General features: G+C 58.2%; 15 protein-coding genes. 1 reads left to right on the plus strand and 14 read right to left on the minus strand.

Features of this window, described 5'->3' with window-relative positions:
- Positions 1–101 precede the first annotated feature (101 nt).
- Positions 102–1,127, plus strand: a complete 1,026-nt coding sequence (locus ACQZ45_RS06510; protein WP_003515127.1) for a LacI family DNA-binding transcriptional regulator — start codon at positions 102–104, stop codon at positions 1,125–1,127.
- 8 nt (positions 1,128–1,135) lie between these two features.
- Here ACQZ45_RS06510 and folD read toward each other — a convergent pair whose 3' ends face one another.
- The 14 genes from folD to ACQZ45_RS06580 all read right to left on the minus strand — a co-directional run bounded on the left by folD (position 1,136) and on the right by ACQZ45_RS06580 (position 12,600).
- Positions 1,136–2,035, minus strand: coding sequence for a bifunctional methylenetetrahydrofolate dehydrogenase/methenyltetrahydrofolate cyclohydrolase FolD (folD, locus tag ACQZ45_RS06515; RefSeq protein ID WP_003515126.1), 900 nt, complete (start codon positions 2,033–2,035; stop codon positions 1,136–1,138).
- 77 nt (positions 2,036–2,112) lie between these two features.
- The gene (locus ACQZ45_RS06520; protein WP_113291985.1) at positions 2,113–3,888 is read right to left on the minus strand and encodes a GumC domain-containing protein; all 1,776 of its coding nucleotides are present in this window, start codon (positions 3,886–3,888) and stop codon (positions 2,113–2,115) included.
- Positions 3,889–4,001: 113 nt separating this feature from the next.
- Positions 4,002–4,676 (minus strand): WecB/TagA/CpsF family glycosyltransferase, encoded by a 675-nt coding sequence (locus tag ACQZ45_RS06525; protein WP_112496696.1) that lies wholly within the window; start codon positions 4,674–4,676, stop codon positions 4,002–4,004.
- A 177-nt stretch (positions 4,677–4,853) separates the two neighbouring features.
- Positions 4,854–5,390 (minus strand): hypothetical protein, encoded by a 537-nt coding sequence (locus ACQZ45_RS06530; RefSeq protein WP_113291986.1) that lies wholly within the window; start codon positions 5,388–5,390, stop codon positions 4,854–4,856.
- Positions 5,390–5,758, minus strand: coding sequence for a hypothetical protein (locus ACQZ45_RS06535; RefSeq protein WP_003515122.1), 369 nt, complete (start codon positions 5,756–5,758; stop codon positions 5,390–5,392). The genes ACQZ45_RS06530 and ACQZ45_RS06535 overlap by 1 nt, the downstream gene beginning before the upstream one ends.
- A gap of 29 nt (positions 5,759–5,787) precedes the next feature.
- Positions 5,788–6,345 (minus strand): rod-binding protein, encoded by a 558-nt coding sequence (locus tag ACQZ45_RS06540; protein WP_003515121.1) that lies wholly within the window; start codon positions 6,343–6,345, stop codon positions 5,788–5,790.
- A 115-nt stretch (positions 6,346–6,460) separates the two neighbouring features.
- The gene (locus tag ACQZ45_RS06545) at positions 6,461–6,880 is read right to left on the minus strand and encodes a hypothetical protein (protein WP_003515120.1); all 420 of its coding nucleotides are present in this window, start codon (positions 6,878–6,880) and stop codon (positions 6,461–6,463) included.
- 15 nt (positions 6,881–6,895) lie between these two features.
- Positions 6,896–7,651, minus strand: coding sequence for a flagellar biosynthetic protein FliR (gene fliR, locus ACQZ45_RS06550; RefSeq protein ID WP_003515118.1), 756 nt, complete (start codon positions 7,649–7,651; stop codon positions 6,896–6,898).
- Positions 7,648–9,735 (minus strand): flagellar biosynthesis protein FlhA, encoded by a 2,088-nt coding sequence (flhA, locus tag ACQZ45_RS06555; protein ID WP_003515116.1) that lies wholly within the window; start codon positions 9,733–9,735, stop codon positions 7,648–7,650. The genes fliR and flhA overlap by 4 nt, the downstream gene beginning before the upstream one ends.
- A gap of 159 nt (positions 9,736–9,894) precedes the next feature.
- A complete protein-coding gene (locus tag ACQZ45_RS06560) occupies positions 9,895–10,161 on the minus strand; it encodes a flagellar biosynthetic protein FliQ (protein WP_003515115.1) in 267 nt (88 codons plus the stop codon).
- Between the two features lie 49 nt (positions 10,162–10,210).
- Positions 10,211–10,681, minus strand: coding sequence for a flagellar hook assembly protein FlgD (gene flgD, locus ACQZ45_RS06565; RefSeq protein WP_003515114.1), 471 nt, complete (start codon positions 10,679–10,681; stop codon positions 10,211–10,213).
- Positions 10,672–11,121 (minus strand): flagellar biosynthesis repressor FlbT, encoded by a 450-nt coding sequence (gene flbT, locus ACQZ45_RS06570; protein WP_003515113.1) that lies wholly within the window; start codon positions 11,119–11,121, stop codon positions 10,672–10,674. The genes flgD and flbT overlap by 10 nt, the downstream gene beginning before the upstream one ends.
- Complete coding sequence (flaF, locus tag ACQZ45_RS06575; protein WP_003515112.1) at positions 11,118–11,462, minus strand: flagellar biosynthesis regulator FlaF; 345 nt, start codon at positions 11,460–11,462, stop codon at positions 11,118–11,120. The genes flbT and flaF overlap by 4 nt, the downstream gene beginning before the upstream one ends.
- A 34-nt stretch (positions 11,463–11,496) precedes the next feature.
- Positions 11,497–12,600: a flagellar hook-associated family protein gene (locus ACQZ45_RS06580; protein ID WP_003515111.1), complete on the minus strand. Its 1,104-nt coding sequence runs from the start codon at positions 12,598–12,600 to the stop codon at positions 11,497–11,499.
- Between the last annotated feature and the right edge of the window lie 3 nt (positions 12,601–12,603).

Consider the following 12,603-nt stretch of genomic DNA (forward strand, 5'->3'; position numbering starts at 1 on the left):
TTGAGAAAACCGGCAGGGACTGGTAAAAAACTAAAGCGCTTTGGGAGTTAGAGGAGAGGCTTTTGCCATTTCCGATGCGCGCGCATGGAGGAAAAACAGACATGAACCTGAAACAGTTGTCGCAACTGCTGGGGATTTCTCAGACAACCGTCAGCAGAGCGCTCAACGGATATCCCGAGGTGAGCGCAGAGACGCGCCGCCGCGTCATGGAAGCCGCCGAAAAGACCGGATATCGCCCGAATGCCGCGGCGCAACGGTTGGCGACCGGCAAGGTCGGCTCCATCGGACTGGTCATGCCGGTTGGCGAGCACCACCGCTCGGATGTGCATTTCGGCGAATTCCTGAGCGGTCTAGGCGAAGAAGCGGCTCGCAGCGGATTTCACCTCGTCATCACGCCCACGGAGCCGGAAAAGGAACGGGAAGCCCTGCGGGGGCTGGCGGCGAGCGGCAGCGTTGATGGCATCTACCTCGCCTATATGAAGAAGAACGACGCCCGCATCGCCATGATGCAATCGCTTTCCCTGCCCTTCCTCGTCCATGGCCGCTCCATCGGCGTGGAAGAGGATTATCCCTTTCTCGACGTGGACAATGAGGCCGCATTTCGCGATGCGACCCAGCTGCTGCTTCAGCTTGGCCACAAGCGGATCGGGCTTCTGAACGGGCCGGAGGGCTACGACTTCACCTTCCGCCGCTGTCTCGGGGTGGAAAAAGCGCTGACGGCAAACGGGCTGACATTGCGCCCGGAAAATACAAGACACAGCAGCATGACCGACGAGGAGGGTTATCTCGGCATGGAGGCGCTGTTGTCACAGCCGGAAAGACCAACCGCCATTGTATGCGCGAGTACCGCATTGGCACTCGGCGTGATCCGCTCGCTCAACCAGCGCGGCTTGAAACCGGGCAAGGATATTTCGCTGATTGCCCATGACGATGTGTTGCCGCTGTTGAAGCCCGACAATTTCTCGGTGCCTCTCACCACCACCCGCTCATCCTTGCGGGCGGCGGGGGTGCGTGTCGGGCAGCGCCTGATCAACCGGATCAAGCTTAACCAGACCGAACCTCATCAGGAACTCTGGAAGGCGGAACTTGTCGTCCGCGCCTCCACAGGACCGGCTCCGAAAGAGTAATACCGATTTCAGAACTTCGGTGCGGTCTTTCCAAGCGCGCGATAGGCGGCGATGACGGTGTTGGCCATCAGCATGGCAATCGTCATCGGGCCTACGCCGCCCGGAACGGGGGTGATGGCAGCAGCGACTGCGCTTGCCTCATCATAGGCGACGTCACCGACCAGCTTCGATTTGCCTTCACCCTTTTCCGGAGCGGGAATGCGGTTGATGCCGACATCGATGACGGTCGCGCCGGGCTTTACCCAATCGCCCTTCACCATTGCCGCGCGACCCACCGCCGCCACGAGAATATCGGCCGTCTTGCAGACGGTGGCGAGATCCTTGGTGCGCGAATGCGCCATCGTCACCGTGGCGTTGGCATTCAGGAGAAGCTGGCCCATCGGCTTGCCGAAGAGGTTGGAGCGGCCGATGACCACGGCGTTCAGGCCGGAAAGATCTTCGCCGTGAATGCTGCGCACCAGAAGCATGGCGCCGGCTGGCGTGCAGGAGATGAGGCCGGTTGCGAGATCGCCGGTCGCCAGCTTGCCGGCGTTCAGCACGCTCAGGCCATCCACATCCTTCTCGGGCAGGATCGACTGGATGATCTCATCGGAATTGAAGTGTTTCGGCAAAGGAAGCTGTACCAGAATGCCGTGGATGGAGGGATCGGCGTTCAGTTCGCCGACCAACTTCAGAAGCTGATCTTGAGTTGTTTCCTCCGGCAGCGTGTGCTGAACGGAATTGAAGCCGCATTGCTTGGCTGTCTTGCTTTTGGAATTCACGTAAGCGTGGCTGGCCGGATCGTTGCCGACGATGACAACCGCGAGACCGGGCTTCACACCCTGTTCCGCCTCAAGCGTTTCTGCCGATTTGCGGACCGCCTCCGTTACCGAAGCCGCCTTTGCCTTTCCGTCAATCACAACTGCCATGCGTCCTGCTCCTGCTGGATTACGTTGGCCCCGTATGGTGCCGACTTTGCAGGAATGCAAGCAAAAATGCAGCTTCGTCAGGCAGTTTTGCGGTAGTCGTCGCGATGCTCGGCGTAATCGGCGAGGCGCTCCCTCAAGAGCGCCAACTCGCGTCTCAATTCCGCCAATTCCTCGGCTTCGGCCTGCTCATGGTCGAAATGCCCGGCAAGGGCTTCACTGAGCAAGGGCGGCAGCTCCGGTGTCGTCTGGGGGGTATTCCTGACGGTGCGGTTGCCCATCAGAACCTGCCGCACACGCTCGTCCAGCGGAATGTCATCGGTATCGAATCCGCTATCGTTCGCCGCCCCGGCGTAATAGTCCACGAACTCAGCCTCCGGCTCGAATTCGCTATCCGCGGCCAGTTCTTCAAGATCATCGAACACATCCGGCTCGATCGGCTCGAACTCGGGAAACTGCATGGATTGCTCAGGCGTTTTTTCGGAGGGCAGAACGTGCGCATCATCAAAGACGAGTGCCTCCTCCTCGTCATGGCGACGGTAGCTCAGGAGATACAGGCTGCCCAGCAGGCCGAGCAACGCGCCACCGCCTGCCAGCATAGCGGCTTGTGTGAGGTCGCGCGACAGTTCGCCCGGTCCGGCCTTCCTGGTGAGGCGGGTCTCAACGGCGGTTGTGGTGGATGAGGACATGTCCCGACGCTCGCTCGCCTCAAGATAGGCATTTCGCGCCGTTTCCAGTTCACCCTGCAATCTGGATAATTCACCGGGCGTGACACCAAGGCTGCTCAGGCGGTCGAGATGTTTCGTTCGTTCGGCGTTCGCGGTTGCAACTTCCTGTGCGACGCGCTTCTCATCGGCGCGCAAGCCATCGACCAGCTGACGCAATGCGGGAGCGACAAGCGCCTGCACGGCATCTACGGCATTCTGGGCGGCGATGCGGCGGGGATGTTTCGGGCCGTAATCGACCGAGATGCCTGAAAGCGCCATGCTGGCACTTGCATGTCTTTGCCTGATGTCCTCAAGCACAGAGAAAGCAGCGCCTGACGGCAGAGGCTTTGACAATACGTCACTCGGCTTGAGGCCGGTGGCCACCGCCAGATCCGTCTGAAGCGACTGCTGCTGCTGGGTCGTCCCCGCAAGGCTGTCATTGAGATCGCGCAATTGCTGCTCGAGTTGCTGCACTTCCGCCAGGACGGTCTCGCCGTGGCGCATCTGGAAACCGTTCAAGGCGGCTTCCGCCTCGTCCAACCGGGTGCGCGCCCGCTCCGTCTCGCGCATGGCGGGCGTCATGGTGCCGGCCTTGCCATCCGCCATGACACGCATCGAAAGATAATCCGTAAGCCGCATCGCGGTTTCCGGCGTCGCTGCCTTCGAGGTTACAATCAGCGTGTTTTCATCCGGCGTCAGTTCCAGACGGATCGCCTCGCCCACAGCACCGTTCAATGCTTCACGCGGGGAAAGCGAACGGGTATCCGCCCCGGTCAAAAGGTCGAAAAGCAGGCCAAGTTCGCCCTGATTGCGAACGCCGACCATGTCAGCGGGCTTCAATTTGAGGTCGCCCGTTATACGGTCCAGACCGGACGGAGAAAGCAGGGTGCGGCGGGCCATGGCAAGAAAGCGTGCCGCATCGGGTGCGTCGTAGCCGGTCTGGGTAACCTCGACATGCGCCTGCGAAACATATCCGCGAAAACCGGAATCGATGAGCAGCAGCGGAAGTGCAGCCCCCACAACGGTGGCGGCGGCTACGCAACCGGCTGTCAGAAGCCGCAGACAATGTTTGCGAAATTGCGACGCAGGCACGGCAACACCATCCTCATCAGGGCGCGTCGCCATCATATCGGGACTGTGATCAACCATCTGAAGCCGTCTGCCACGCTCGGCGCCGCCCGCAACAGGCGGCTTTCAAAACCTTACGGGAAGTTAAAGGATCGTGGCAAACAAATGGTTAACGCGGGCCTTGCCGACCCGCCTCAGCCCTTGCCGAGCGCGATGTGCCAGGGCTCGGCGCAAAGGCTGTAAAGCCAGCTCATATGCAGCTTGCGAAAGATTTCGGGCATGCCAGCCACTTCGGACGCCAGCACCTTGAACAGGGGACCGACCGCGATGGCGAGACGCGCATCATCGCGATTGATGCTGCGATGCAGCCATTTCTCCTGGTTTTCCGCAAGCATGCCCGCCAGCACGACATCCACCTTCACGCCCGAAGTATCCCGGTTCAGCATGACGAAATCATGCCACGGCGCATGTGCGCGCAGCTTGGCGAGGACCTCTCCGACTTGTGCTGCATCATCCCCCGCAACGCCGATACGTTTCGGCACCGCCATATAGGTCAGAAGTGCCATGACGAAGGCAACGCCATCGATGGTCTCGGGCAGAGGCTTGCCGTGTTCGGCGCGTGCGGCGGCATTCATACCCCTGCCCTGCGGCAGAAGCAGACAGCTTTCCAGAATCTGCCTGTAAGCAATGTCCTTGAGGGACAGCCTGGCATTCTGGATGGTAAGAAACGAGAGCATCGTGTGGCCATCACAAGCCGAAGCCTGGCTGCTGACCATTTCCAGCGCCCCGTTCCAGTCCAGATCACAGACGCGCAGTCCGTGAATATTCCGTTGCGATCCCGTCCGCGCAAAATCTGCCGCGAAATTCATGCCAGCCCCCGAATGCCAAATCCACCGCCGCCAATCCGGCGCATGGTTTGCGGGACGGCAGCTCATGGGTCTGTTTATACAGGTGCTGGTTGAATTTACCCTGAAGGCAACCGATCGAATATTCCGGAAAATAGAAAGGGGCGATTAACCAGACCGGTGGCCTGCATCGCGCCGCCGTCAGTGGCTTGGGGCCGCTTCTTTTCCGGTGTCGACTTTCTCACCTTCGACAAGCTTGACCGAACGGGGCGAGCCGTTGCCCTTTTGCTCGCGAATATCGGCCTTAGACAGATAATCGAGCTGCTCGATCAGGACGTCCCCGACCACCTCGTCGCCAAGTTTCTTGTTCAGCCCCTCTCGGATGCGCTGCTTGAAGACATCAGGGTCAAAGGTGGAGATATTGGCGATGTTGACCATGGAAGAACCCGCCAGAAGCGTGAAGAGTTCGTCGGTCATCAATTGCGTTGCGGGCAGTTCGATCTTCGCCATCTTGTCCTTGTCGACACGCAAGGAAATGCGGCTGAGGAAATAACCGTTCACACCACCGTCATTGATGACGGGGATGGTGATGCTTTCGCCTTTGACCAGTTGCAGACTTGCCTTTTTCGCCCCCGCCTCATCTCCCGACGAGGGGGCCGTCGCCATCTGGACGGAGAAATACACCGCGCCGAGCGTGACGGCGCAAACCCAGACGCCGCTGAGAAGAAGCTTCAACATCAGGAGGCTGCGCCGTACATGAACTGTTCCTGGGAATAGGTGCCGTCCGTATCGGCTTCCTGAATCGCGGTCTTGAGAAGATCCGCAACAGCGCGAACCGCATTCAGATGCGCCTCGACGCGGCTGGCATTGGTCGCGAGCTTGGACTTGATGCCCTGCACCTGATCGAGATGTCCGGCGGCGATTTCCTCATGGGGCGTATCGCGGAACAACATCGTCAACTCATAGAGGCAACGGCTTTTATGGGCATTGGAGACTTTGAAATCGAACTGCGGGTCCTTACCGATATTGTCATTCTCATTGTCGATGATCATTTCAAGACGGCCGAGAACGGATTTGATGCGGTGGTCGTTCGACATAAGGTCCATGCTTGTCTCCTCGTTATGATTTATCATGCTCAAGCCTCGTCCGTTTTATCATTGGAAACGCCGAGGACCTGCCTTTCGAACTCCGCCACCATCCGAATTGCAGCATTATGGTCTTTGTCATTCATGGATACGTCGGTAATGCCTTTGCTCTCGGCTTTCCGCAACGCATCCTTGTAGGCCTGTTCTGCAATGCCAACGCCGCCATTTCTGGAAATCGTGTCGGCAAACTGTTCCGCCATCATGCTTTTCCAGATCTCGCCGGCGTTGCCCTTGCCGTAGACCTCCTCGCTGTCTTTCGGCAGCATGTTGGCAACGAAGGTCTGAAGCACGGAAGCCTCATACTTGCGATATGTTTCCGGAACTTCGGTACGGGCAGAGCGGATGTTGGTATTGCCGAGACCTGCTTTCGAAGTGGCGCTGTCAAGCATATCAATGGCAGCGCCAAAGCCCTTGCCCGAATCGGCAAGGCTCGTCGCAGCGAAAGCCGCCTTGTTCGCCTTCAATTTTTCCTGAGCGACCTGCACTTCCTGAGGGTCCGCAGCGCGAACCACATCCATCACCAGATCGCTTATAACCGATATCGCCACGTCCAGAACTCCCGAGCTGACGAACGGGCGGCATTAAAACCGGGGCGTTCGCTCAATCAAGAAACACCGCTGAATACGTCTCTCTGGACGCCCAACGATGCAACAACGGGACAGACTATGGATCGCCAACCTTGCTGGAGGCTGGTGTCCGAGATGCGTTCGTGATTTCTAACAGATCATAGATTGCATTGTCGTCGGCCTCACGATCCTCGAGATCGCGGGCGAGATGCATCCTGTCCTCCAGCCGGTCGGCCTTGGTCTTTTCCTTGAGCACCTTGTTTTCCTGCAATTGCTGCACGCCGGAGAGCTGACGGTCCTTGACGACAAGGCGGCCGTAACGATCCGAATAGTGCCTGGAGAACGTCTGGTGGACCGGCTCCATGGAACTCATCGCTTCAAGCACGTTCTCCATGGATTGCGCCACTTCGGCACGCACGCGGGTGGTGTCGGCCAGTTCCACCTCGGCCATTTTCTCCATGTGGCGCTGGACCGTTACCAGGCGCTTGAGTTTGGCCGAACGCTTGTCCGAAGCCATGGCATTTTCTCCAGATCAGAAGCCGATGAAGACCGGGCCGAAACCATCCACGAATTGCCGGATGAGGGCCGCGATCGACAGGTAAAGCATGAAAATACCGCCCGCGAGAACGAAAGGCGTCGATATGAAGTAGACCGGGATTTGCGGCGCCAGCTTGTTGATGAGGCCGACCGCAACGTTGAACATCAGACCGTAAATTACAAAGGGGCTGGCAAGCCGCAGCATGATGGAAAAGGAGGCGCGCAGCGTGTCTGTCAGGGTTATCAGCATCTTCTGGCCGCTGATGAGCGCGCCGACCGGTGTCGTGGCGTAGGAATCGACCAGCGCCCGCAGGACAATATGGTGGAAATCCAGGATGAACAGCACCATGAGCCCACCGAAGGTGATGAAGTTCGAAATCTGGTTTTCCTGCACGTCTTCAACGGCATCCGCTCCGCCGGGAGCGCTAAGCCCGATGGATGCGCCGATGAGCGCGCCCGTGAACTGGAAGCCGAGCGTGTAAAACCGCGCGATCAGCCCGTACATTGCGCCAATGACGATCTCGGTGAAGATGAGGCCGACAACGGCGCCCTGGCTTGCGCCGGAGACTTTCGGATAGATCGTATCCCACAGTACCGGCAGAAGCGCCATGGACACCGCAACGCACAGGAGAATGCGTATCTGCGGCGAGATGCGCGAACTGGAAAAGCCCGGCATGGTCATGAAGCAGGCGCCGATACGGCAAATTGCAAGGAACAATGCGATAATTGTCCCTTGCGGGTCGGTTATCATGAAATGGCGCCCAGAATCTTGATCTCCAGCCCCTTGGCCAGTTCCACATGCGAGAGAACCGGCAGGGTCGCAAAGAGTCGTTCGATGATCATGCGCACATAGGACCGTGTTTCCGGCGACGTGACAAGGACAAAGGGTAGTCCGCGATCCATGAATTCACGGATAACTTTCGATGCCTGCTCGGAAAATTCCTCGAGATGGCGGGGATCGATATCGAATTCGACGATTTCGCCCTTTTGATCGCGCTTGAGCGCCTGATGGAAGACCATGTCCCATTTGTTGCCGAGGCGAAGCACACGCAATACGCCATTGTCGGCAAGATCGCCGCAGAGCTGCTGCGACATGCGCACCCGTACATGTTCGACGATCTGCTCGGTCTTGCGCACATGCGGGGCAAGTTCGGCGACCGCTTCCAGAATGAGATGCAGGTTGCGGATCGACACACGTTCGGCGAGCAGCAGTTTCAGCACGGCCTGCAGGCCGGAATAGGACATGTGCGACGAGCAGATTTCGTCGGCAAGCTTCTTGTATTCCGGGTCCAGCCTGTCGATGAGGATCTTGACGTCCTTGTAGGACAGCAATTGCGGCAGATTGTTGCGAATGACTTCGCTCAGATGCGTCAGCACCACAGAGACATTGTCGATCGGGTGGAAACCTTCGCGCTTCAAATCCTCGGTGAATGTCTCGAGAATGGAAACGGCCGGCATGCCGAAGGCGGGTTCGCGGATTTCGTCGCCCGGAATGCTCGGCTTGCGCCCTGCCCCCGTCACGACAAGAACATCGCCAACGCGCAGATTGCTCGACGCGATCGTCGTGCCATGGACACGGATCTGGTAGGCCTTTTCCGGGATCATGATGTCGTCGGAGACCTTGATCTCCGGCACGACGAAGCCGTATTGGGTCGCGAACTTCTTGCGCATCTTGCCGACACGGAAAGCCAGTTCCTGATGCGCGCCGAGGAGGCGGGTCGAAACCTGCTTGCCGAGGGCAAGTTCGATTTCGGACGTCTTGAGGACCTGCTTGACGGAGTCCTTTTCCGCTTCGTTGGTCTGGAGAACCTTGTCCTCCTCTTCCTGACGACGCTGCGCGCTTTCCGCTTCGACCTGGCGCGGAATATACCAGCTGCCGAAGGCCATGATGCCGCCCAAAAGCGTGAAGGGCAGGAAGGGCAATCCCGGCATGACGGCAAGAAGCCCCATCAGCATGGCTGCGACCATCAAGGCGCGCGGATATCCGCTCAGCTGATTGATGACGGCCTGATCCGTCGATCCCGAGGTGCCGCCGCGCGACACCAGAAGGCCGGCCGCCAGCGACACGATAAGGGCCGGGATCTGCGAAACGATACCGTCGCCGACCGAAAGCTTCACGAAAACATCGGCAGCCTCGCCGATCGGCATGCCGTGGCGGAAGTAACCGATGATGATGCCGCCGAAAATATTGATCGCGGTGATGATCAGGCCGGCGATCGCGTCGCCGCGTACGAACTTCGAGGCACCGTCCATCGAGCCGAAGAACGAGCTTTCCTCTTCCAGCTCGCGGCGACGGCGTTGCGCTTCCTTTTCATCGATGATGCCGGCGGACAAATCCGCATCGATCGACATCTGCTTGCCGGGAATGGCATCCAGCGTAAAGCGCGCGCCGACTTCGGCGATACGGGTGGCACCCTTGGTGATAACGATGAAGTTGACGGTGATCAGGATCAGAAAGACGATCAGACCGATCACGAAGTCGCCGGACATGACGAGGCTGGAGAAGCCCGCAATCACGCCGCCCGCCGCCGTCGGCCCCTCGTTGCCGTGCGAAAGGATGACACGCGTCGTCGCAATGTTCAGCGACAGGCGAATCATGGTCGCGATCAGCAGCACGGTTGGAAAAGACGAGAAATCCAGCGGACGCTGAATCCAGAGCGCCACCATGAGGATGAGGACCGAAAGTGCTATGGAAAAGGCCAGACCGACATCCACCAGAACGACCGGAATGGGCAGGAACAGCACGCAGAGGATCGACACGATGCCCAATGCGAAACCGACATCCCGCATGCTCGGGCTTACCTTGGGCAAGGAAATGACTGGTGGTTGCGCCATAAAATCGTCCTGTCTCTTCATGAGAAGGGCGACGGAAAAGCCGCCGCACGGTTCCGCGGCACCGGTTTTCTAAAATCGCTGACGCAATTCAGCCCGATGCTTCAGCCTATCCCTAGTCGCTGAAGCTTGCGCGAGGATGGCATCCAGACGGTACGGGCGTCAGAAGCCCGACTGAACCCGCGAAAAGACGAGATTGGAAAAAAGGGCGATCTGCGCGCCCACAAACGGGGCGGCAACGCCGAGAACGATCATGATCGTTACGATTTTAGGGACAAAGGTCAGCGTCATTTCCTGAACCTGGGTCAGGGCCTGGATGAAGGCGATGGCGACACCAACGATCATGGCCGCGAGAACGGCGGGACCGGCCGCGACGAGAACCGTCCAGACTGCCGCCTGCATGATATCAAGCGCATCGGCCTCGTTCATCGTCGCATCCTTTATTCCGGAAAGGCGGCATCATGCCGCCTCTTCAATGTCAGGAACCTGCAGGCACGTCCGAATCGGTGCCGCTATCAGGTGTAGTCGCGATCGGACCGTTCGAGAAGGTCACACCGGCCTGCAGCAGCACTTTGTCACCAGCTTCTGTGATGGCGACGACGCCGTCCGAATAGACTTCGACTTCCTTTACCACGCCGGTGACCTTGTCGTCGGCGCTCTTGACCGTTTTGCCAACCAGGTCGGAAGCGCGTGTCAGGGCTTCGGCCTGCAGCATGCTCTTCAGATGGGTGTTGGTCTTGATCGTCTGCTCAACCTGCGAGAAGCTCGCAAGCTGCGACATCTGCTGGCCGGCATCCATCGGGCTGGTCGGATCCTGGTTTTTCATCTGGGCGATGAGAAGCTTCAGGAAGCTGTCGTAGTTAAGCGAGGCCGCGCTTTTGTCGTTGCTGCTCGCCCCGGCATTTGCCCAGGGGTTAGAGGCTGCCGACGTGACTGCATCTACCGCCATGGTGCGATCTCCTTGCGAATCTGCTCGATCGTTGCGGGGGTCATTTCCTGATTGTTGAGGATCTTTTCCTCGGTCGGGTACAGGCCACGAATGGCCTTCAGCGCTTCGAAAGCCTTACCCGAGGCAACCAGACCGTCGATACGCTTGAGTTCGGCCAGAATCTCCTCATGCTGGAAGCAATTCAGCAGCATGCTCACGGATTTACGGAACAGGTTCGTCGACTGTTCGCGTCCTTCCGGGTTGATGAGGATCATCTGGGCGATGAAATAAAGCTGTCTGAGCGGCGTCGTCGCTTGCTCCGGCTGCAGGACGTGGTTTTCAAGCAGGAACGTGACATCGTTCAGGAATTCGAGGGCCACCTTGCGATCCACCCGCAAAACCGCGCCGTTGATGAAAATCTTTTCGCCCGATTTCAGCGAGATTCGAAGTGTACTTTTCATTTCAGTCCATCCCTGATGATGGTTGTCACGTCAATTATACCCTGGAAATTCGTCGACTGACGTTTCCGGATCAGTTCGCACTCTTTCAAAATCCAGATCGCGATCGAAATCAGATTTGCCCTGAGTTCCATGGCCAGCTGGTTTTCGGGCTGCTTGAGGTCCTCAATGAAGCGGATCCAGACCCGTCGAGTGTAAAAAAGCGCTTCGATCGTGTGGCGCTGGGAAGAGGAATCCTTTGCCTCCACCAGCAGATCGATCGATTTTGTCAACGCCTGCCGCTCGCGATCCTTCGCGTCTGCGACACCATCCTCCATGATTTCGGCGTAGGAAAACTGGTACATTCATGTATCCTTTATCTGCCGCCACCCCTGTTCATCAGAGGTAGTTTACCAGACTCATTTTTTGCAGACGCGACGTAAGGCTGTAGGCAATTTCAATCTGCTGCTGGAGCAGATCCAGGCGTGTCTTCACCTCGTAGGTATCGATCCCCTCGATATCCAGCAGATGAGTCTCGATGATCTTTTTCTGGGCGGCGAGCGAGTCGTTCGCTTTCGAAACACGGCTTTCGGAAAGGCCGAGCTGGCTCTGCTGCTGGTTCAAACCACTAATGACCGTGCCTATATTGGTCACCGACCTGGTCGCCACCAATTCGCGAACGTCGCTTGGGACCTTGTCATCAAGGAACGTCATCGCCGTCATTGCTGTCATCGCGAAATAACGCATGCCCTGCGAGTTGCTGTTGGTCGATGTCTCGACCACCTCGTTCTGGCTGATGCGGCTCGTCATGTTCGTGTCGCTCGCCTTCGACCCATAGGTCGTCCAGAAATCGTAATTCTGGCCGGCCGTCAGATCGCTGTGCGGTGGGTTCGTAACCGGCGTAGTACCGTTGAACACGCCTTCGATACGGGTCATGAACGCCGCGGCCTGATCCTTGGACAGGTCGGCAATGTTACCGACCGCAGGTGTCTGTGCCGCCATGAACGCGTTCAGCTCAACCTCATAGGCTGCCTTCAGCGTCGATCCTTCGGCAAAGTAGTCATCGATAGGCTTCACATCCGTATTGATGCCGGAAAACAGAAATTCGCCACTGACTGCCGTATTGGCAAAACCGGTGAAGGTGTTGAACGCATTCGAAATGGTTTTGGCGACCGTTGCCAGCGTTGGTGCTGCGCTGCTGGTATTCGGAACAAGAACCTTCTGAATTTCCTGGGCAGCCTTTGCCATGCCATCAAGTGCCGCCTGAGAGGACTTGAGGCGCTGCGTGGCGATGGAATTGACGCTGACGAGCGAAGAGAGACGATCGACATCGCGATTAAGGTCAAGACTGCGGGCCGTGTTGGCACCCAGCGTCACGCCCAGGTCCGCATGTTTGCCCGTGGTCAGCTCGGTATTGAGGTTCGTCATCTCAAGCTGGGCCTTGAGGATGGTGCTGCGCATGCTGTTCTGCATCGCCAGCGATGAAATGAAGGACGTTTTCATCTA

Source organism: Agrobacterium sp. 16-2014-1-2a, assembly GCF_053522705.1.